We start from the raw sequence: 23,276 nt of genomic DNA, 5'->3' as shown, positions 1-23,276 counted from the left end.
TTAAAATTAAACTGCAATGAAAACGAGAACCCCCATTTCAATATATATCGCAGCAACGATAGGTTTAACGATCATGGCCTTTGAAATGTTCGCCAGTGATTCAGGATATTTTTCTTCTCCTTTTTTTTGGGCGCTGATATTAATCGCCACGATTCTGCTGCTGATCATGAATTCTATTGGAGATCTGGTAGAAAATCAAAGCTTCAGCAAATTATCCGAGGAAGAAAAAAAACAATATCTGGAAGAGAAAAAAGTTCCGTATTACCAGAAATTATGGAATTCTGCCTTCAAAAAACAAACCGCTACGGAAGAAAAAGATATTCTTATTGACCATGGTTTTGATGGAATTACAGAGCTTGACAATTCTCTTCCGAAATGGTGGATCGGTCTTTTCTGGTTCGGATGTATCTTCTGTGCCGTGTATCTGTTTGCCTTTTCTTTCACAGATTATGCCCATCCGGAAGCAGAATATACCAAAGAAACAAAAACGATGTTAGCATCTATCGCGGAATATGAGAAAACAGCACCTCAGATCAATCTGGAATCTGCAAAATACAGTGCAGATAATATCACAGAAGGACAGGAATTGTTTAAAACAAATTGTGTAACCTGCCATGGTGATGGCGGAAAAGGAGGAATAGGTCCTAACCTTACCGACACCCACTGGATCAATATAAAAGAAAAAAGTTTATTTAAAAATGTATTCTGGATGCTTGAAAATGGCTCTCCAAACAATCCAACCATGAGACCTTTCATCAAAGAAGGAACCATTACCGGAAGAGATGCTGAAAAAATTGCCGCTTACATTTATCACATCAATCAGGAAACAGCTCCTATCACTACGGCACAAGGCGGTGCCGCTCCTCAGGGAGAAGAAGTGAAATGGGAAAACGGAAACAACTAAATTATTATTATCTATCATATAAACCATGCCACGCCCCCTTCACAACTACTAACATTTGAATTTCATTTTTGCTAACTACCTTTTCAACATTAAAAAATGATAAAAGGGGGCGTTTTTTACAAATAACAATCCTTACTTTGGCTGTCTTACTCAACTATTCACTTGACAACTACAAACTAGAAATTCCATAAAAAGACAGCCAAGGCAGGATTTTTGCATTCGCAAAAGGGTACCACAACAAAGACCAAGTAAAATAGTATTATTATCTTTGTTAGAAACCACCTCGCATTTGAAACTGAAAATCAACATCACAAAACTCTTAAGGCGTATTGCAATAACCTTTATTTCGATATTGGTTCTTCTTACCCTGTTGATCCTAAGCTTAAGGCTTCCCGCCGTTCAAAACTTCATCAAAGACAAGCTTATTGTTTATCTGGAAAAGAAAATTAAAACTCCTGTAAGCCTTGAAAGAGTTTATATTGGATTTCCTAACAGCCTTGTCATGGAAAATCTTTACCTCAAAGGACAGGATGTAGACACTCTTCTAGCCGTTAAAAAGCTTGATGTAGGACTGCACATGCTGAAGCTGCTTAATTCTACAGCAGATATTACTTCTGTCAATATGGAAGGAGCGCGTGCTAATGTAGTACGAAAACCGGATGGCAAATTCAATTTTGATTATATCATGGATGCTTTTGCTTCCACGGATAGGGAAGAAAGTCCTTCCAAGCCATTTATTATTTCTCTTGATAAAATCAATTTAAAAGATGTTGGGGTAACGTTTAATGACCAACAGTCGAAGAATGATATTCAACTCTACTTTAAGTCTTTCGATACCAGAGTAAAAACTTTTGATCTCAGCAAAAATAATTATGCGGTTAATGATATCAATCTTGACGGATTAAAATTAAAGTTAAAGCAAGGACTTGTAGAAGAAGTGGCTAAAAAGGTGGAGAAAAAAGTAGACTCTCTCAACGAAAAAAAACCGATGAATATTGGACTGAGAGGAATCAAGCTTACTCATTTCGATATTGATTACGGTGATGACAATACCAAAACATTTGCAAAAGTTATCTTCAAAGAGCTGAGCACAAAGGTTAATAAACTGGATCTGGAAAACAATGCTTTCAATGTAGCGAATGTATTTCTTTCCGGGGCAGATATTAATGCTAATCTTTATCTTCCTGCCCAGAATGCCAATCCAAAAACAACAAAAGAACCTGAAGTTTCCAAAGCTTCCGATCAGGATAAGGCCATGAAATTGCTCTTAGGAAAACTTGTTTTGAACGATGTAAAAGTTAATTATAACAATACAGCCATCGCTCCGACAAAACAGGGAATAGACTTCAATCACCTTAATTTTTCAAAAATGAATGTGGAAGTAAGAAGTTTCAAAATGGAGAATAATACTTTTGCAGGAACAGTGAACACAGCAGAAATTAAAGAAGGAAGAGGATTGGATATTCAGAAATTCAATACGGATTTCGTGTATGCAGAAAAGGAAGCTTATCTGAAAGATCTTTATCTTCAAACGCCGAAAACGATATTGCGTGATGAGGTTATTTTAAACTATAACTCCATAGATCAGCTCAGTTCAAACTTAGGTGCTGTAAAAATCTCAGCCAACATCAAAGATTCAAAAATAGGGTTCTCTGATATTCTGAATCTGGTTCCATCTTTAAAAAATACCGTTCCGTTCAACAAATACCCGAACGCTATTCTTAATGTCAATGCAAATGTAAAAGGAAGCGTGAATGATCTTTTAATTCAGGATCTTAAAGTTTCCGGGCTGGATCAGTTGAGGGTAATGGCTTCCGGAAAAATCAAAAATGCGATGAATCCGGATCAATTGTATTATGATCTGAGAATCGGGGAATTTTCTTCCAGTGCCAAAACCATATTCAATCTTGTTCCTAAAAATACAATCCCTTCCAATATTTCTCTTCCTTCCCATTTCAGTATTAAAGGAAATGCAAAAGGAACAACCAAGGTAGTGAATACAGATCTTAACCTCTACTCTACTTTAGGGAATGCCGCCATCATCGCACAGGTAGACATGCGCAGAAAAAATCATGAATTGTATGATGTGAAAGCAAATTTACAAGGGATACAGGTAGGAAAAATTATTCAGAATAAAGATATTGGTCCCATCACTGCACAAATAGCTGCAAAAGGAGAAAGCTTTGATTTTAAAAATGCCAATGCAGACTTAAAAGGTCATGTTGCTTCCGCAGTTTACAAAGGATATCGTTATCAAAACATGAACCTTACCGGAAAAATTAACAAAGGAGCCTACCATGTGATTTTGGATTCAAAAGACCCAAATGCCAGTTTACAACTGACCGCTTCTGGAGTATATGATGAAAAAAATCCTACGGTAAAAGTGAATGGAGAAGTCATCAAACTGGATGTCAACAAGCTTGGTTTCTATGAAAAGCCAATGATTATCGCCGGAAAAATTGATGGAGATTTCACCAGTTTAGACCCGAATAATTTGAATGGCTATTTAAACCTTAAAGATTTCGCTTTCTCTGATACTAAAGAAGTCTATCCTGTACAGGAAGTCAATCTGAAAGCTTCATCCACAAAGGATTCTACACAAATTATTTTCAATTCTCAGGTAGCAGATGTAGAACTGAAAGGTAAATATAAACTGACTCAGATTTTTGGTGCTTTAACAAAAACAGTGAATCAATATTACCAGTTCCAGAAACCGGATAACAAACAGAAAATTGATCCGGGACAGCATTTTACCTTTACTGCGAAAATTAAAAATGATGATCTGATCAGAAAATTTGTTCCGGATCTGAAAGATTTTGAAACCATCAATCTTGTCGGAAATTATGATGCAGATTCTCAGAAAATTGAGATTGACGGACAGATTCCACGATTATTATATGGTGAAAATACCATTGAAAAAGGAACTTTAAAAGTTACCAATGAAAATCAGGCATTGCAGTACAACCTGAATGTTGCTGCTTTAAAAAGTTCAAGTTTTTCTTTAAACAAAATCAGTATTGATGGAGATGTTGCAGACAATACCATCCGATACAATGTCACGACAAAAGACGAGAAAGATGCTACCCAATTCCTGATTGCAGGAAATGCAAAATCACTGAACGATATTACCGAAATATCTTTAAATCCGAACGGATTAAAGCTTAATTATACAGACTGGAATGTTGCTGAAAACAACAAAATCCAGATCAGCAGCAAAGGAATTCTGGCGGATAACTTTATTTTGTCCAATGGAAACAGCCAAATTGCAGTTCAGTCTGAAAGCAATAACCCAAGTAGTCCTTTGAACATTTCGTTGAAAGATTTCAAAATTGAAACCATTACGGAACTTATCAAAAAAGATACCGTTCTGGCAAGAGGAACCATCAACGGAACAGCACAGCTTCGGGATGTGACAAAGAAAATGACTTTCAATTCTGATCTGAATATTTCAGACTTAATTGTGTATGGAAGTCCTGTTGGAAATCTTGCTGTAAAAGTGAACAATGCTTCACCGAATATTTTAAATGCAGATATCGCACTTTCCGGAAATAATAATGATGTAAAAATCCTTGGTGATTATAATACTTCTTCCAGTACTTTTGATCTGAATATGGCCATCAACCAGCTTCAGATGAAGAGTATTCAAGGATTTTCCATGAATGCCATTACCAATACGGAAGGATATCTTTCAGGAAATTTAAAAATCACAGGAACTGCTGACAGGCCTAATATTTTAGGAAAAGTAAAATTCAATGATGCCGGGCTGGAAATAGCAAAAACAGGAAGTGATTTCCGACATCTGAGTGATGAAATAGATTTTACCAGCCGTGGAATTGAGTTTGATAAATTCAAAATCAAAGACAAAGACGGAAATGCTCTAGTCGTAGATGGACAGGTTCTTACCCAAACGTACAGAGATTTCGCCTTTAACCTAAATGTAAATGCCAAGGACTTTAAAGTTGTTAATTCAGAAAAGTCAAATGATGCGATGATGTACGGGATTCTGGCTATTGATGCCGGACTTCATATTCGCGGAAACCTGGATCTCCCAAAAGTGGACGGAAAACTGAAAGTAGCAGACAACACAGATTTCACATTTGTACTTCCTCAATCTTCCCCATCTTTACAGGAAAGAGATGGAATTGTAGAATTTGTAGACCAGGATCAGGTTGTTTTAAATAAAACCATCAAAGCAGATTCTCTCGATTCCAAAAGCCGTATCAAAGGGATGGATGTAAGTGTCAATATTGAGGTCAGCAAAGAAGCTAAGCTCTCTATTATTATTGATAAAGTAAACGGTGATTTTGTAAAACTTCAGGGAGAAGCTGAACTGACTGGTGGAATTGATCCTTCCGGAAAAATGACATTGGTAGGCGTTTATGAAGTGGAAAAAGGAAGTTATGATCTTTCTGTGAGCTTGCTTAAGCGTAAGTTTGATATTCAGAAAGGCAGCACGATCACATGGACGGGTGAACCTACAATGGCTCAAATGGATATTACGGCGGTTTACAAAACCGAAGCAGCACCTATAGATCTTGTAGAACAGCAGGTAGGTACGGAAAATGGTGGAGCTTCACTCATCAACCAGTTTAAACAGAGAATCCCATTCAATGCTTTATTGAAAATGAAAGGGGAACTTCTGAAACCTCAGCTTACGTTTGACATTACTACGGAAGAAAAGAACAATTCTATCTCTACGAATGTAAAAGATGTTGTAGATCAGAAACTGGCTCAGCTCAGAACTCAGGAATCTGAAATGAACAAACAGGTATTTGCGTTATTGCTTCTGAATCGTTTCATTGGAGAAAATCCATTTGAAAGTGGAGCCGGAATGTCCGCTGAAACAATGGCAAGACAGAGTGTGAGTAAAATACTTTCACAACAACTGAATAATCTTGCTGCAGGATTGATTAAAGGGGTAGATCTTAATTTCGGTCTTGATTCTTCTGAAGACTATTCCAGCGGACAAAAAAATACCAGAACGGATCTGAATGTAGACATCAGTAAAAAACTACTGAATGATCGTCTGAAAGTAACAGTAGGAAGTAACTTCGGATTGGAAGGCCAGGCCCGCCAGAATGAAAATATGACCAATATTGCAGGGAATGTTTCTGTAGATTACAGCCTTTCCAAAGATGGAAGATATATGCTTCGTGCATATCGTAAGGATGAATATCAGGTGGCTCTTCAGGGGCAGATCATAGAGACCGGAGTTGGATTCATCATTACATTGGATTATGACAAATTCCGTGAGATCTTCCAGAAATCTAAAGAAAAAAAGCCGAAAAAAAATCAAAATAACCAAGTGGTAGAATTTAAATAATGAGTAATAAGTTCCATATATATTGTAAGTATCTGTTGGTTTCCGGGATGGCATCCACAGTAGTCTCGTGCAGCAACACAAGGTTTTTGAAAGAAGGGCAAATGCTGTACACAGGAGCCAAAGTAAAGATTGAAAACGATACGATTTCCAAAAAAGAAAAAAAAGATCTTCAGGCTGCACTGGAAGAAAATCTCACTCCTAAACCCAATTCTACATTTTTGGGAATGCGTCCCAAGCTGTATTTTTATAATATAGCCAAAGAACCGAAAAAAGATAAAGGTTTTAATTACTGGCTTAAATATAAAGTAGGTGAAAAGCCTGTCTTATTAGGTGATGTAGATCGGGAGTTCAATAAAGATATCATTGTTAATTATTCTGAAAACAAAGGCTATTTCAATGCTAAAGCTTCTTATGATACAGTTTCCAAGAACAAAAAGGCTCAGGTAATTTATACGCTAAGACCGGGTTCAAGATATCTGATTGACGGTGTAAAATTCCAGAAGGATTCTACATTGGTGAATCAGGAAATCCAGGGTTTAACAAAAAGAACGTTTCTTAAAAACGGAAAACCTTTTGATCTGGATGTCATCAAAGCAGAAAGAGAAAGAATTGATAATGGTTTAAAGGAAAGAGGTTTTTATTACTTCCATCCTGATAATATTATCGTTCAGGCAGACAGTACGGTAAGCAAAAATCATAAGGTAGAACTTAACGTAAAACTGAAAGATAATACGCCTGATTTAGCAACACAGCAATTCAGCATTAATAATGTTATTGTATTTCCCAATTACAACATTCAGGATGTAAAAGACGGAAAATATAGCATTCCGATGAATAAAGATTCTCTTTCCAAATATGCTTTTGATGATATTTATGTTATTGATCCTCAGCATAAATTTAAACCGAAAATTTTTGACAGAGCTTTATACTTCAAAAAAGGAGATCTTTACAACCGTTCCAATCATAATCTTACTTTGAACCGTTTGATCAGTTTGGGCGTTTTCAAATTTGTAAAAAATGAATTTGTGGTTTCAGATTCATTAAGTCATAAATTTGATGCGTATTATTTATTGACTCCAAGACAAATCCAGTCACTTCGCCTGGAAGCTTTAGGAAGAACAAACTCCGCGAACTATGCAGGGAGTGAGCTCAACCTGAACTGGACCCACCGAAATTTCTTCAGAGGGGCAGAGCAATTCAAAGCAGCGATCTTCGGAGCTTTTGATTTCCAGATGGGAGGTGCGCAGGATGCCAATAATATTTTCCGTGCAGGAGCGAATGCACAGCTTTCCATCCCAAGAATTGTAGCGCCTTTCCGTTTTCATTCTTCCAGTGAATTTGTTCCGAGAACGAATATCACATTGGGATATGAATTCCAAAACAGAACAAAATATTATACTTTAAATAACTTCACCGGATCATTCGGGTATCTGTGGAAAGAAAATGCCAGAAAAGAGCATGAACTGAAGGTGATTGACATTACACTAGTTTCTCCTGCAAATGTTACTGATGAATACATGAGAATATCTGAAAAAAATCCTGCTATGAAACGAATTGTAGATAGACAGCTTATTTTCGGACCTACCTATTCTTTCACGTACACCAACACCATGCTGCCGAGAACCAATACGGTTTATTATAAAGGAACGCTTGATCTTGCAGGAAATATAACAGGACTGGCAACAGGAGCCGATGTAAAAAAAGATAAGGAAAAGAAAATATTTGGTATTCCTTTCAGCCAGTATGTAAAGATTGAAAACGATTTCAGATTCTATCATAAGTTCACTGAAAAATCTTCACTGGCTACGAGATTTATCGGAGGAATTGCCTATCCATATGGAAACTCAGAATTTATACCTTTCTCCAAGCAGTTTTTCTCAGGAGGTAGTAACAGTATCAGAGCATTCCGTGCGAGAACATTAGGCCCGGGAAGTTTTGATCCAAGAACTCTGGAGCCTGGTACTTATTTTGACCAATCCGGAGATATCAAACTGGAATTGAATGCGGAATACCGCGCCAATCTTTATAAATTTTTAAATGCTGCCGTTTTTGTAGATGCTGGAAATATCTGGCTGCTTCACGACGACAAAGACAGACCGGGCGCTAAGTTTTCAAAAGACTTTTTAAATGAAATTGCGGTGGGAGCCGGAGTAGGTCTGAGACTGGATTTTTCTATCCTGATTCTGAGACTGGATCTTGCGATGCCACTGAGGGTTCCTTACTATCAGAAAGGAGACAGATGGGCTTTCGATAAAATCAATTTCGGAGACTCAAGCTGGAGAAAAGATAATCTTGTTTTAAATATTGCCATCGGATATCCATTTTAATATGATCAATACTGTTAAATTTTTCTGGGAAGTTCTAAAAGATACGTTTACGGAATGGAACAATTCTTCTGCATCAAAAGATTCAGCAAGTCTTGCTTATTATGCTATCTTTTCTATCCCGGGATTATTGATCATTATTATCTGGGTACTTGGAAATTTCTTTGGTGAAGAAGCCATCCGTGGGCAGATTAGCACACAGATCAGTGGTATTATGGGGCCGGATGTGGCTAAAAGTATTGAAGGAATGCTCGCTGGTGCCTTAATTGACAAAAAGAATATTTTTATGAAAGCTGTAGGAGTTGGATCATTGGTTTTTGGTTCTACCACTCTTTTCTTTCAACTACAACATACATTAAATACACTTTGGGAAGTAGAAGCCGCTCCCAAAAAAGCACTGGTCAAGTTCTTATTAGACAGAGCCAATTCTTTAGGAATGATTCTTATTCTGGGGTTCCTTCTGATGATCACTATGATTTTATCTTCCCTGATCAGCCTGTTTAACACTATTATCACTCAATATTTTGGTTTTGAAACCTATATGCTGGTAGAAACTGTGAATTTTGCCGTTGGTTTTGGTCTTGTCATGCTCTTATTTGCTTTAATGTTTAAAGTTCTGCCTGATGTTTTGGTCAGCTGGAAACCGGTATGGAAAGGAGCATTTCTGACTACTGTTTTATTTACCCTTGGAAAATTTTTATTAAGCCTTTATTTCAACCAGATAAAACCTACTTCAGCCTTTGGAGCTGCCGGAACAGTTATTCTGATTATGATGTGGATTAATTATTCCTGTATGCTGATATTCTTCGGTGCAGAATTTACCAAGGTTTACACTTACAAAAAAGGATATAAAGTAGTCCTTTCCAAACATGCACGATGGACTCCTGCAAAGTTGTATGCGGATAGTTTAAAGCAGATGAACGGTGAGAATAGTGATAAAACGTAGATTTGGATTGCGAGATTTTGAGATCCGGGATATTCCTGATACGAGATTATTGATATATAAAAAAGCCTCCTGAAAAATTCGGGAGGCTTTCTATTTTTACATTCTGTTTACGGTTCCGATTCCCAGCAATTCTAACGATTTTTTGATCGTCTTTGCTGTGATATCTGAAATATTCAAACGGAATTGTTTTACATTTTCATCTTCTTGATTCAGAATAGGGTTATTCTGGTAGAAAGAGTTGTATGCCTTCACAAGATCGTATACATAGTTTGCCACTAAAGCAGGGCTTAAGCTTTCCGCTGATTTGGCTACTGTCGTTTTAAAGTTGGTCAACTGCATAATCAATTCTTTTTCGGATTGATTTAATTCAATATCAGCAATTTCTGTTTGCAAAGCACCTGCTTTAGACAATAATGACTGAATACGTGCATACGTATATTGAATAAACGGACCTGTATTTCCGTTGAAATCAATACTTTCAGCAGGGTTGAAAAGCATTTTTTTCTTAGGATCTACTTTAAGCATGAAATATTTCAATGCTCCCAATCCTACCGTTTCATAAGATGCTTCTTTATCTTCTTCTGAAAGGGTTTCCAGCTTTCCTAATTCCTGAGCTTTAGATTTTGCCGTTTCATACATTTCCTGCATCAGGTCGTCTGCATCTACTACAGTTCCCTCACGGGATTTCATTTTACCTTCAGGCAATTCGACCATTCCGTAAGAAAGGTGGAACAACTGATCTGCCCATTCATATCCTAGTTTTTTTAGGATTTTAAATAACACCTGGAAGTGATAATCCTGTTCGTTTCCTACTGTATAGATCAGTTTTTGGATATTATTTTGCTTAAAACGTTCAACTGCTGTTCCAAGATCCTGTGTCATATAAACAGATGTACCGTCTGAACGTAGTAAAAGTTTCTGATCAAGCCCCTCATCTGTAAGGTCACACCAAACAGAACCATCTTCTTTCTGATACAGAACACCCTTATCCAATCCAGCCTGAATAAGATCTTTTCCTAAAATATAAGTATTGCTCTCGTATTGAACCTGGTCAAAATCAACACCTAGTCTTTTATACGTTTCATTGAACCCTTTGTAAACCCATGAGTTCATTTCAGCCCAAAGCGCTCTTACTGTTTCATCTCCATTTTCCCAATCCAAAAGCATTTTCTGAGCTTCCTTCATTACCGGAGCATCTTTTTTAGCCTGCTCCTCTCCTACACCTTGTTCTACAAGTTCTGCAATTTCTTTTTTATAGTTTTTGTCAAATTCTACATAGTAGTTTCCAACAAATTTATCACCTTTTGTATTGGTTGTTTCAGGCGTTGCACCGTTCCCGAATTTCTCCCAAGCCAACATAGATTTACAGATATGAATACCTCTATCATTAATGATCTGAGTTTTGATCACATCATAACCAGCTTCTTTTAAAATCTGAGCTACTGAGAATCCTAATAAATTATTTCTGATGTGTCCCAAGTGCAATGGCTTATTGGTATTCGGTGAAGAATATTCTACCATTACTGTAGCATTTTTCTTTTCTATAGTAGAAAAATTCTTAGTTACAGATCTGAAATTGTCTACAAACAATTGGTTTTTCACCTTTACATTAAGAAAACCTTTTACTACGTTAAAGCTTTCGAAAAGATCCGTCTCTGTCAAAGCTTCACCTAATTCAACTCCAATGCTTTCAGGATTTTTTTTCAACTGTTTTACCAATGGAAAAGTGACAATGGTAAAATCACCTTCAAATTCCGTTTTATTTTCCTGAACTTCCAACTTGATGTCTTTTAACTGATATACATTTAAAATGACTTCCGAAAGTTTTTGTTCTATAATATCTTTAATATTCATTTTTCTAAATTCTCTTTTTAATGCTTATAGTTGAAACATTTTTACAATATGTTTCCGCCTAAAATCTGAACTACAAATATACGGAAATAAAAAAACCGCCCGAAGGCGGTATTACATGAATATTATTAAAATATATGTTAGTTTTTATCCCAAATTAGTTTGGTATCCATTTTATCCCCACCGATAGCATTAGATGCAGCTTCGTAGTTAGCTGTATTTAATGTCTGAACATTAGTAGGATAGAAAATTCTAGTTGGTAAATCAGTTAACCCTGCAATAAGTGAAGTAAATGTATAAGTAGTTTGTCCACTTGCTGATGGCACATTTAGATTAGCTGTTTGCCCAGGTAGTAATAAATGGTTAGGATAACCATTTCTTCTATATTCTGCCCAAGCTTCATTAGGTTGCATAAATAATGCAACATATTTTTGTGTCAAAACATTTGCTTTACTTGCTGCAGGAAGTGCTGATATGAATGTATTAATTTTATCAGCTGGTACTTTCCATCTTTCCATAGATGCTCTTACACCATTCTCGTAGTTACTCTGTGACCAACCATTAGCTTCAGCTAACAGAAATTCCACTTCAGAATATTCCATAAACACCTCATTATAAGCAGGCTTCAAGACACTTGCCCCAAAGAAGCTAGAGGAAGAAGCTTGGCTAGCAGCCAAAGTACTGGGAAGACCATAAGGCATACCAGATATCTGATTTACATCTGTAGCTTCAACCATATTTTGGTTTCTGATGTTTCCAATTTTTACAGATGTTGGAGAAGCATATTTAAAAATTCTAGGATCTTCACCAAAGCTTCCTACTTGCCCTTTTAATAGCTGTACAAAAGTTTTAGAAATTGCAAAATCAGATCTTGTCTGATATGCAGCAAAGAAAGGTGAAGGATTAACCAGATTATTTTCATATGTTAAGCCTACTGTATCATCATTAGATGTCATTACTCCCGAAGCTATTGCATCTGTAATATGAGCTTCAGCTCCCGGAACAACACCTTTCACTCTTGTAGCTACTCTTAGTCTTAATGAATTAGCAAATTTTTTAAGCTTCTCAGGACTCTTAAATAATTGATCTCCACTTGTAAAAACAACATCTTGAGTTAGATCGATCATTTCTGCAGATTCTTTAAGCTCTTTCATAATATCTGCATAAACTTTCTGTTGACTCGCAAATTTAGGTTGTAAATACTGTTTCACATTTAATGCCTGAAAATCAGTATCTTTATTACTATATGACCAATAAGGAATATCACCAAATGCATCAACCAAATTTAAGAATACATAAGACAGCATAACTCTTGCAGCAGCAATTTGATTTGCATTAGCTCCATAGTTTGACATTTTAGCAGCAGTGGCAGGATCTGTATTAAGTTCTATAATTTTCCTTAAATCTTCAGCCACATAATAAGATCTTGTCCATAATTGAGTACCAGTGGTCAATCTATATTGATATCTATCCTCCTCTGTATACTGTCTCTGAGCAGAATATTGCACCCAAGGCAACATCATTCTACCTGATACCCAGGCATCTCTTGTATAATCCATATACTCTTTATTTGCATTATTGAATAAACCTGTTGGTAATGGATTCTCAGTAGAGTTTGGATTTACATCTATTTCGTCAAATTTATCTGCACAACTGCTAAGTGCTAATGATAAGCCTGCCAATGTTAATATTGAAAATATTTTTTTCATCGTAATTTAAAATTTAAAGTTTACATTAATTCCATACATTCTTGTAGACGGTAATGATCCCCCTTCTAATCCTTGAACGTTACCTGATCCATACGATGTGTTTTCAGGATCAATACCTTTAAAAGCAAGGTTCCACGCGAATAGGTTTCTTCCAAAAGCCGATATTCTTACACCTTGAAGTGTATTACCTATAAGAGACTTTGGCAAGTCATAAGATATCGTAAGGTCTCTCAATTTGATATAACTTGCATCAAAAACATTTTGAGCATCCACTGTATTATAGTAAGTTCCACCCCATGTTGGAGCATCCAATTTTATATCATTAGCAGTACCATCTTCTTTTACTCCCGGAAGAATAACTCCAGCTTCTCTATTTCCTCCAAGTGCCGTTTCCTCCAACATACCGGAATACATTCCCCACATATGGGTAGTTGAGAAATATTTTCCTCCTTTTTGAATATCAATAAGGAATGACAATGCAAAGTTTTTATATTTAAATGAGTTTCTGAAGCCCATATTATAGTCAGGAAGCACTGAACCTAAAGGTTTAATTTCAGAAGCTTTATAGAATCCATTTGCATCAACTACTTTATTTCCGTTTGTATCGTACACAAAATCAGTACCTAAGATTACACCATATGAATATCCAACCTGAGCAGCAAGTTGTACTCTAAACGGAGCATTTGTTAAGATATAATTTTGAAGATTCCCCTGTAATTCAACAAGTTTATTTTTATTCTTTGTAAAGTTCCAGGTTATATCCCAAGAGAAATCACTGCTTTTAATAGGAGTAACATTTACCATCGCCTCAATACCCTTATTAGTCATTTCCCCAGCGTTGATTCTTTGGAACCCATATCCTGTAGAAGGATCAACTGGTAATGGAATAATTAAATCTGTAGTTTTTACATCATAATAAGTAACATCAAATCCTAATCTGTTTTTAAAGAAGCTTGCTTCTAGACCGATCTCCTTCGTCGTTTTAATCTCAGGTTTAATCATTGGCTCACCCTTTGTTGTAGGCATTGAATATATAGGGTCTCCTCCAAACGGGGTTCCAATAGTAGCATAAGTACCTCTGATATATGGATCTGAACCACCTGCAATTCTTGACCAACCTGCTCTTATTTTACCAAATGATAACCAATCGGTTTTTAATACTTTTGAAAACACAAAACTTCCGGTAACAGATGGATAAAACTGATCATCATTTAACATAGAAAACCAGTCATTTCTACCCGTTGCTTCTAAAAACAAATAGTCTTTATAACCTAATGAAACGGATCCAAATAAACTTCGAACACTTGAGTGTCTGGATAAATTTGTTGCTTTTGCCTGCTCAACACTATTACTCAAATTATATAAACCTGGTATAATTAATCCTCCTACTGAGTTTCCTTCTAAAACACTTAGCTTACGATCCATAATATTGAAACCAGCAAAAGTATTCAAACTAAAATCTCCGAAATTATCATTGTAGTGAATTCTTCCTTCGTAATTGAATTCCGAATTATTTCTTTTTTGAAGATTAAATTCAGGTAGAGCTGCAGAACCTATAGCAACTCTCGAACTGATTGTCTGAGAATAGGTATCCCCATATACTTTTCCTGCCAAATAAACTTTTTTAGATAAGTTATAGGTTAATCCGGCATTCCCAAAGAACCTGTCTCTTGTGTCTTCAGAAGTATTTTCATAAATAGTCCAATAAGGGTTATCCGAGAAATTAGGAGTACCATCACTCCAGGATGTTCTATTCCAAGACCTTTGCATCCCATTAGGTAACTTATAATCTTTTAACTCTGTAAAATCAAGTTGTCTTTGTCCCCACTGGTAGAACTTTTGTGCAAGTGAATTGTCTCCATAACCTTGTTCTGGTCTATTGAACCCGGCAGTATGTACATAATTGAAAACAGCATCTGCCTTTAATCTATCTGATAATTTAGACGAAACATTCATACTGAAATTATCTTTTTTAATTTCTGAGTTGGGAACAATACCATTAATTTTTGTATTCGTATAAGATAATCTTACGTTGGTATTTTCAAACGATTTAGAAACAGAGAAATTATTTGTAAAAGTAGTACCCACTCTAAAGAAATCATCAACATCTTTTTTAGGGGCAACCCATTGTTTTAACTTCATATATTCATTAGGGAACTCAGGATCAAAAGAATTCCAACCTAAATAATATAAATTAGGATTATATTTAGGACCCCAGCTTTCATCTGTTCCGAAATCCGTAATGTTATAGGTTTGCCCATTGATTGTGGCTGTAGGCAAAGCAGACTCTAAACCACCCCCATATTGGTTTTGTAATTTTGGTCTGATATATATAGACTCAAAAGAGACACCTGTATTAAACTGAACTTCGGTTTTACCTTTTTTAGCTGATTTTGTAGTATAAATAATCGCACCATTTCCTGCTCGTGAACCATATAATGCGGCTGCAGGTCCCCCTTTTAATACAGTTACACTTTCAATATCATCCGGGTTAATATCAAAAGAGGCATCTCCATAATCTCTACCACCTGCTCCTCTTTGAGTATCATCACTGTTAACATTTGAATTATCTAAAGGAACTCCATCAACTACAATTAATGGACGGTTTTCACCTGTAACTGAACTGATCCCTCTCATTGTGATTCTCGTAGAACCTCCCATTGATGATGGTGCTGTAACCTGAACCCCGGCAACATTTCCAGACAATGCACTTACGGCATTAGTTTGCCCTGCATCGGAAATAATATCTCCTTTAATTTCTTGAGAAGCATATCCTAGAGCTTTCTTTTCCCTTTTAATACCTAGTGCAGTTACCACTACACCTTCAATTTCCTTTGTCTGTGTTGCGGAATCACTTTTCTTCTGCTGGGCATTTGCAACTGCAACAGACGAAGACAATACCAAAACAAGCAGACTCGCCGTTAGTTTCTTCATATCAAATTAATTTTTAGGGAGCAAATTTGTATTTTTCTTAACAACTTAGCAACTAAAGCTGAATAAAATAACAAACAATCCATTAATTGATATAAAAACAATTAAATTAATTAATAAAATACGTTAAAAACAAATGATTTAATAAAAAAAAATAACCTCAATATCTTAATTAAAGTTATCAAAATTCACCAACACAAAACCAACACAACTAACTGATTTTACGTAATATATAAATTAAAAAATCAAATATAATTCACTATTTACTATAAAAAAATGATTACAAATAAAAAAAACCGCCAAATGGCGGTTTTTATAGATAAATGAGAAAATTTATTCTTTTCTGAAAACAAGGACAGCCTCGTCATTGCCGGGCGTATTGTCCAGGTTTTTACTGTTATCATTAATTCTCAGCTCGGTATCAGAATACGACTGTACTTGTTTTTTCATAGTTTTAGTACCTCCGGCATCTGTATAAGTTATTGTAAGAGTATTATATAAACTATCATAAGCCCATTTTCCTACAAAAGAGTCTGATAAATTACAATTTCCTGAAGTTCCAGATTCATATCTGTCATAAGATCCTGAAAAATCTGCATTAATCATTATTACTCCTTTATCTTCGCAATCATTCAGTGCAATATTTTTACCTCTGAACTCATATTTAAATGGTCTCCAGGTTCCGTTTATACCCACCTCGTTTACCACTACATGATTATCTTCATCACTGGAACATGAAACAATGCCCATCAATAAAAGAATTCCAATAACATACTTCATACTTAATTATTTTCTACATCCGGCCAGTTATAATAATACCAACCGGATTATTATTCAAATTAAAACTTATCCCAAAAGATCTTCGTTGAAACTTTATCTCCACCAATCTTTGCAGCAGCTGCATTTACGTTATTAGAATTCAAAAGATATTCCTGATCAGAATAACGCATTCTTATTGGAACAGCTTCTACTCTGGAGTTTGAAGGATTTACAAATACAGGAAAGTCCAGTCTTCTTGAAAAGTTCCATGCCTGGAAGCCTTTATTAAACATAGCCACCCATGATTGTTCCCCAATTGATTTTTTCCAGTTAACAGCATCATATGGATTAGCAGCAATATATGCAGTTGCATTAGCATTGCTTACTCCATATTCTGTCATAGAAGCCATAATTGCATCAGAATACAAAGTAGCAGCAGCACCTCCAACACTGAATCCTCTCTGTGCAGCCTCAGCTCTTAAAAACATAATCTCTGTATAATCTAACAAAAATCCCTGAGCATTTTCTCCTGAAATAACATTGGTAAAGTGAGAATATTGTCCGAATACATTTTGTTTAGCATATTTTCCGCCAAGATATGCACCACCTACAGTTGTAAACCAGATAGCTCTTCTTGGGTCATTTTTACCATTCATAAAATTCACCAAAACATCAGAAGGTAAAAAGTCATTTCTACCAGACTGAATTACGTCTTGATAAACAGGGTTTGATAATAAACCTGATGGGAAAGTCTGTAATCCAAAATTATCTAATTTATCTGTAAATAATCCTCCTGAATATGCTGCTTCAGCATACGTTTTAGCCAGAGCAGGCTCTGCATCAGCAAGGGTAACTGCCAGTCTGAACTTCAAAGAATTACCCATTTTTTTCCATTTTGACATGTCTCCTTTATAAATCAGGTCATTGGAATATCCTGTCCCTGAAGTATCAATCATAGCAAGAGCAGCATCTATTCTTTTTATCAGATCAAGATAAATAGTCTTTGCATCATCATATGGAATTTCCGAATTTCCAGGATTTTCTGCTGTTGCCTTAAGAGCTCCAAAATAAGGAATATCTCCATAGGTATCTACTAAATTAGCCCATGCATAAACATTTACCAATTCAATCATGGCAATATTGTTATTTTTCGCAATGCCACTTACACTTTCCCCATCAAGAAATCTTCTGGCATCTCTCAGTGCCGAAAGAACTCCCGGAGAGTTTACTGTAGCAGAGGAAGAAGCCATCATACGATTGTAGTGGTTCCTAGGAATAGGTCTTGATACCATATCATATCTTGATTCATCAATATATGTTGTTTCTGACCATTGCTGAGTAAAAAATCTGGTAATATTACGATTAACATTCACATTCAAAATCTGATCAAGCAAAACCTGTTCAGCACTTGCAAAAAGTACTCCGGAAGGTACTTCCGTTGGATGCTTAGGATCTTCATTCAATGAGGTAATCTCTCTTTCACAAGAAGTAAAAGTTAACGATAATGAAGCCAAGCCTATAATTAAAAATATTTTTTTCATTTTTTTAGAATTTTAAAGTTAAATCTATTCCAATATCACGAGTCGTAGGCAATACCCCGATAGACTGTCCTTTTGCAGCTAACCCGTTTCCAGTACCAGCTTCCGGATCAGCATATGGTAAATTCTTATGGATAATCCATAAATTTCTACCTACAATAGATATTTTTGCATCCCGAATAGAAGTATTCGCTAAAATAGATTTTGGCAAAGAATATCCTATACTAGCTTCTCTTAGTTTTACATAGGAAGCATCATATACGAATCTCTTGTTTGGCATCACACCATATCCGTCTACACTACCCGCAGAAGTTGGATCACCTGCAACAGTAGTGTTGATATTTCCATTTGGATTAACTCCCGGATTGATCACCCCACTTTCTCTGTAATAAGCTGTTTCTTCATATAATCCGGTTGCTGTACCATAGGCCATATCCGGAGAATATACATCTCCTCCTTGTTTAACATCAATAAGGAAGCTTACAGAGAAATCCTTATAACGGAAACTGTTTCTTACACCCCCTACCCAATCTGGTGTAATATTTCCGATAACCTGGTTATTATTTCTAAGATAATTTCCACTAACCGGATCTACAATTTTGTTACCATTAGCATCATATTGATAGTCTGATCCTACTAATGCTCCAAAAGCTTCTCCAACGCGGGCATTCAAAGAAACTCCATTCTGATAAGTAGCCATTAGATAATTCTGTGAATTACCATTTAGTGCAATAACTTTATTTTCGTTTTTAGACCAGTTCACATTAATATCCCAGCTAAAGTTATCAGATTTAAATGGTGTACCATTCAATTGAACTTCAATACCTTTATTATCAATCTGCCCCGCATTTACTAAGAACGTTCTATATCCTGTAGCTGAAGAAACCGGTAAATTGATGATCTGATCAATAGTTTTAGTTTTATAAATAGCGATATCAAATCCTAATCTATTTTTGAAGAACTGAGCCTCCATACCAAATTCGGTTTCTTTAGATCTTTGAGGTTTCAAATCAGGATTGGCAAGGAAATAAGGCTGATCAAATAATCCTTCACCTCTTGCTTTGAATGTATTGGCTAATCTGTAGTTAGTAGTAGAAGACCCTACTTCAGCATAATTTCCTCTAATTTTCCAGAAGCTAAGCCATGGCTGTTTTACAAATTCTGACAAGATTAGGGATCCTGTTACTGATGGATATGAGTAACTGTTATTTCCTTTTGGTAAGTTAGAAGATTGATCCACACGGAATGTTCCGTCTACAAATAAAAAGTTTTTATATCCGAAAGAAGCCGTTGCATATAAACTTGAAGTTACAAACTTCGCATAATTTTCATCCGGTGGAAGTATGGTTCTTACTGAGTTTGAAATAGCAAAAAGTCCTGGTTTAGATAAACCACCTTCTGTACTCATATACACATTATCAATCAGGTTTCTTCTCACGTTTCCTCCAGCAATCCCGCTAACGTTCAAGTCAGGAGTGATGTTAAATTTATAGTTAGCAAACAAATCAAAATTCATTTCAGAATTTTTAACATTCGTTCTTGCATATCCTGAACCCACGTTAAGACCAGATGCTCCAAATACCTGAGGCAATGATCCGTTCATTAGTCTTTCTTCTACAACCATCTGTAAATCATCATAAGATAACTTACCAGTGATACCGAAATTTTTAGAAACATCATACTTTAATTGTGCATAACTAAAGACTCTTGTTCTATCATCGGATTGATAACTCTGATATCTTTGGAAATAAGGGTTATTCCAATATTGTGGAGTTCCATCATCTGCCGAAGTTCTGTTCCAGGAAAAGTTACTGTTTCCATTGTTTTGATAGGCATTTCTTAGAGCATACACATCCGTGTTGGTCTGCCACCATTGTCTAAAGCCAGAAACAATATTATCTGAATACCCTGTTTCATTACGCCCTCTCGTACCTTGTAAAGTTAATGTCGTAAAAACAGATGCATGTAATTTGTCGGTAAAATCGTGGCTGAATTTTGCTGAGATTGTATTTTTCCTCAATTCTGAATTAGGCATCAAACCATTAGAAAGCATATTGGAATATGACAAGGAAAGGTTTGACGTTTTATTCCCTTTTTCAAGGGTAATTGTATTAATATAAGTGACTGGTGTTTCAAAAAATTTGATGGGTCCGTTTTTAGCGGCTACCCAAGGTGTTGCTTTACCATAATTAGGTGAAGATGGGTCAAATGAATCCCATTGATAAACAAGTGAATTTGGATTAAATGCTGGTCCATAGGATGCATCATCTCCAAAGTTAGCATAATTATATCCTCCTGGCCCTGGCGCTTCATTCCAGGATTCTCCTCCATATCCTGCTCCATATTTTGTCTGATATTTAGGAAATGTAGATTTATCAATGAAACCAGCTGTAATTCCTGAGTTTAAAGTAACTCCCCAGCTTCCGTCATTATTACCTCTACCACTTTTGGTTACAATAAGAATAACCCCATCACTACCTCTTTCTCCGTATAAAGCAGATGCAGCCGCTCCTTTTAAAACGTTAATAGATTCAATATCTTCCTGGTTGATATCTGATAAGAAATTCCCATAATCAAATGGAGCTCCCGTTGTTACTGTTGTATTATTAACAGGTGAACCATCAATTACGATAAGTGGAGAACCTCCATTTAAAGATTTGTATCCTCTGATCAAAAGGTTGGCAGATCCGCCAAAGTTGTTATTTGTATTTACCTGTAGCCCGGCTACCTTACCTGAAAGAAGAGATGCTACGTTACCGGTATTGGTAGTTCCACCGGTTAATTCTGCAGCCTTAACTTCTTCAGAAGCATAACCAAGAGATTTTTTCTCTCTTTTAATCCCGAGTGCGGTTACAACCACCCCCTCAATTTCTTTTGTTTTAATAGTATCATTCTTTTGCTGAGCGTTGGCAACAGCTATGGAAGAAGACAATACTAAAACAAGAAGACTTGCTGTTAGTTTCTTCATATCAAATTAATTTTTGTGACTTTACAAATTTGTAAAACTTTCTCAATACCACAAAGGAAAATGTAGAAAAATTACAACTTATTCAATATTTTAGAATAAAAACAATCAATAAATTATTAAAATAAGTTAAAAATAAAACATTTAACAAAAAACCCTCATTTAAAACTTAATTTTTTTTAAGAAATAATAACAATCAATTAAATTGATATAATCTATATTTCAAATTCAATTATTATTATAAACAAATTGAATATCAATAAATTAAAAAAAACACAAAGATAGAATCCATAAATATCCACAGCTAGTACTATGCTAGGCATATTTTTGAATTTGGAATTTTTTTTGATTTTAAAACAAAAAAAACCGCCCGAAGGCGGTAAAATATATTAAAATTGTAATTACAAAAATTAGTTCTGATTCCAGAATGGTGTCGTTTGGTTCTTTGTAAAACATTCAGCATTTGAAATCTGAGGAACGTTAGCTGAGTTAGCAACATACTCAGAAGAAGGATACATCAACCTGTATGGTTTGTTAGGCTTTGCAGAAGTAGTTGCCATAGGTGTAACCGGGAAACCAGTTCTGTTATAATCAATGAAAGATTCAGTAGGATTAATTCCTGCAGTAGCTAACCATTTTTGAGTCATGATTGCTTCAATCTTATTGTCATTAGTACCAGTCCATCCTAAACCTACTTTAGTCTGTATTGCATTTTTGTATGTAGTATAGTCAGCACCAGCAGCATATAGATAATCAAAAGATGCTTTGATTCCTTCTTCAAATACCCCTTGTCCATTGGAGAAGATACTCGGATATCTAACAGCAGCCTCTGCCAATAAGAATTTGGCTTCTGCTAAACTCATTATAACTCCTGATTTAGCAGACCCAACAGATGTCAACTGAGCAGTAGTGCTAGGATTACCATTTCCAAAGATCCAACCATTTCCAAACCTGGAAACTGTTGTAAGATCTGTTGGAGCTCCTGGCTGACCAGGTGTAGCACCTTGTCTAACTCCTTTAACAACTGGAAGATTATTATAATTAACTAACGAAAACATTCTTCCTCTTCTTCCATCAATGATACCATTAAATTTTTGATACACATTATCAGCCATATTATAAGGGTTACCATTAAGACAAGTTGCTATGTGTTCAGAAGCTGTAAATAGTGTATTATTTTGCAACTGAGAGTTAGAACTGTTTCTTACATAATATCCATAGAAAGGATTTTGTTGATCATCATTAGCAGCACTATATCCTGGATTTACTAAAACATCATTTTCCACAAAGTGCGCACCTGATAACGTTTGAAGTTGCTGATCTCTAAAAGCAGCCATTGATCCTGTTACTTTAGACATTCTTATCAACATTCTTAATTTCACGGTATTAGCTAAACTCTTCCAGCTATCCATATCTCCCTGAAAAACAATATCAGTAGCACCTAATTCAAGCGCAGCCGTATTTCCGTTATCAATAATAGTGATAGCGTCATTGATACCAAGAATTAATGACTTATAAATTTCCTCATCATTATCGTATTTTGGAGTAGCATTTGCCTGCCCCATAAACGCTTGAGTATAAGGAGAATCTCCATATAAATCAACAATAGTCTGCATATAGAATGCTTTCATTACTTTTGCAGCTGCTAAGTAATTATCATATTTATGTGTTGAATTATCATATTTTTCAATCGCCACGAAATTACTTACATTTCTATACAAACCATCCCAGATTTGCGGATAAAAAGAACTATCAACATTCAAGGTATACTCATTCCCAAACGGAGACCCAAAAGAATAAGAGTTCCCTGCATAAGAGTTCATCATTAGCCCACCAAATCTATTCATCCAAGTAGCCTGGGTTCTGTAAGTCTGAGCAACAGCACCAGGGAATAATAAAGTTGGGGTAATAGCTTCCGCATGGATGTTATTTGGGTTTTCATTAATATCCAAATAATGATCACATGAAGTCAACGTCATTGAGGCAACGATTAAACCTAGTATTGTATATTTAAATTTTTTCATTT

The 23,276-nt window shown here is 35.7% G+C and carries 11 protein-coding genes; 4 read left to right on the top strand and 7 right to left on the bottom strand.

Features of this window, described 5'->3' with window-relative positions; translation table 11 throughout:
• The first annotated feature begins 16 nt into the window (after positions 1–16).
• From ACM6F9_RS02560 to ACM6F9_RS02545, 4 genes are all read left to right on the top strand, one after another.
• On the top strand, positions 17–904 hold the full coding sequence (locus ACM6F9_RS02560; protein WP_414844272.1) for a cbb3-type cytochrome c oxidase N-terminal domain-containing protein: 888 nt from the start codon (positions 17–19) through the stop codon (positions 902–904).
• Positions 905–1,193: 289 nt separating this feature from the next.
• A complete protein-coding gene (locus ACM6F9_RS02555) occupies positions 1,194–6,227 on the top strand; it encodes a translocation/assembly module TamB domain-containing protein (protein ID WP_414844271.1) in 5,034 nt (1,677 codons plus the stop codon).
• Positions 6,227–8,554 (top strand): BamA/TamA family outer membrane protein, encoded by a 2,328-nt coding sequence (locus ACM6F9_RS02550; protein ID WP_414844270.1) that lies wholly within the window; start codon positions 6,227–6,229, stop codon positions 8,552–8,554. Before ACM6F9_RS02555 ends, ACM6F9_RS02550 begins: the two co-directional genes overlap by 1 nt.
• A gap of 1 nt (position 8,555) precedes the next feature.
• Entirely contained in the window at positions 8,556–9,497 is a 942-nt protein-coding gene (locus ACM6F9_RS02545) for a YihY/virulence factor BrkB family protein (RefSeq protein ID WP_414844269.1), read from the top strand.
• Between the two features lie 96 nt (positions 9,498–9,593).
• Here ACM6F9_RS02545 and argS read toward each other — a convergent pair whose 3' ends face one another.
• From argS to ACM6F9_RS02510, 7 genes are all read right to left on the bottom strand, one after another.
• On the bottom strand, positions 9,594–11,351 hold the full coding sequence (gene argS / locus ACM6F9_RS02540) for an arginine--tRNA ligase (protein ID WP_414844268.1): 1,758 nt from the start codon (positions 11,349–11,351) through the stop codon (positions 9,594–9,596).
• Positions 11,352–11,488: 137 nt separating this feature from the next.
• Positions 11,489–13,057: a SusD/RagB family nutrient-binding outer membrane lipoprotein gene (locus ACM6F9_RS02535; protein WP_414844267.1), complete on the bottom strand. Its 1,569-nt coding sequence runs from the start codon at positions 13,055–13,057 to the stop codon at positions 11,489–11,491.
• Between the two features lie 6 nt (positions 13,058–13,063).
• Positions 13,064–15,991 carry a SusC/RagA family TonB-linked outer membrane protein gene (locus ACM6F9_RS02530; RefSeq protein ID WP_414844266.1) on the bottom strand — a complete coding sequence of 976 codons (2,928 nt, stop codon included), beginning with the start codon at positions 15,989–15,991 and terminating at the stop codon, positions 13,064–13,066.
• A 330-nt stretch (positions 15,992–16,321) separates the two neighbouring features.
• A complete protein-coding gene (locus ACM6F9_RS02525) occupies positions 16,322–16,768 on the bottom strand; it encodes a lipocalin family protein (RefSeq protein ID WP_414844265.1) in 447 nt (148 codons plus the stop codon).
• Positions 16,769–16,827: 59 nt separating this feature from the next.
• Positions 16,828–18,288, bottom strand: coding sequence for a SusD/RagB family nutrient-binding outer membrane lipoprotein (locus ACM6F9_RS02520; protein ID WP_414844264.1), 1,461 nt, complete (start codon positions 18,286–18,288; stop codon positions 16,828–16,830).
• Positions 18,289–18,292: 4 nt separating this feature from the next.
• Complete coding sequence (locus tag ACM6F9_RS02515) at positions 18,293–21,253, bottom strand: SusC/RagA family TonB-linked outer membrane protein (RefSeq protein ID WP_414844263.1); 2,961 nt, start codon at positions 21,251–21,253, stop codon at positions 18,293–18,295.
• Positions 21,254–21,660: 407 nt separating this feature from the next.
• The gene (locus tag ACM6F9_RS02510) at positions 21,661–23,274 is read right to left on the bottom strand and encodes a SusD/RagB family nutrient-binding outer membrane lipoprotein (protein ID WP_414844262.1); all 1,614 of its coding nucleotides are present in this window, start codon (positions 23,272–23,274) and stop codon (positions 21,661–21,663) included.
• Positions 23,275–23,276 lie beyond the last annotated feature (2 nt).

Origin of the sequence: Chryseobacterium sp. IT-36CA2, from assembly GCF_949767875.1 — a bacterium.
Taxonomy (GTDB): Bacteria; Bacteroidota; Bacteroidia; order Flavobacteriales; family Weeksellaceae; genus Chryseobacterium.
Note: the sequence above shows the minus strand (reverse complement) of the source record. Positions and strands in the feature narration are given on the sequence as shown.

Coding starts and splice junctions, on each gene's coding strand:
- ACM6F9_RS02550 (WP_414844270.1), top strand. CDS start 6,227: ATGAGTAATAAGTTCCATATATATTGTAAGTATCTGTTGGTTTCCGGG.
- ACM6F9_RS02525 (WP_414844265.1), bottom strand. CDS start 16,768: ATGAAGTATGTTATTGGAATTCTTTTATTGATGGGCATTGTTTCATGT.
- ACM6F9_RS02535 (WP_414844267.1), bottom strand. CDS start 13,057: ATGAAAAAAATATTTTCAATATTAACATTGGCAGGCTTATCATTAGCA.
- ACM6F9_RS02530 (WP_414844266.1), bottom strand. CDS start 15,991: ATGAAGAAACTAACGGCGAGTCTGCTTGTTTTGGTATTGTCTTCGTCT.
- ACM6F9_RS02515 (WP_414844263.1), bottom strand. CDS start 21,253: ATGAAGAAACTAACAGCAAGTCTTCTTGTTTTAGTATTGTCTTCTTCC.
- argS (WP_414844268.1), bottom strand. CDS start 11,351: ATGAATATTAAAGATATTATAGAACAAAAACTTTCGGAAGTCATTTTA.
- ACM6F9_RS02560 (WP_414844272.1), top strand. CDS start 17: ATGAAAACGAGAACCCCCATTTCAATATATATCGCAGCAACGATAGGT.
- ACM6F9_RS02520 (WP_414844264.1), bottom strand. CDS start 18,288: ATGAAAAAAATATTTTTAATTATAGGCTTGGCTTCATTATCGTTAACT.
- ACM6F9_RS02510 (WP_414844262.1), bottom strand. CDS start 23,274: ATGAAAAAATTTAAATATACAATACTAGGTTTAATCGTTGCCTCAATG.
- ACM6F9_RS02545 (WP_414844269.1), top strand. CDS start 8,556: ATGATCAATACTGTTAAATTTTTCTGGGAAGTTCTAAAAGATACGTTT.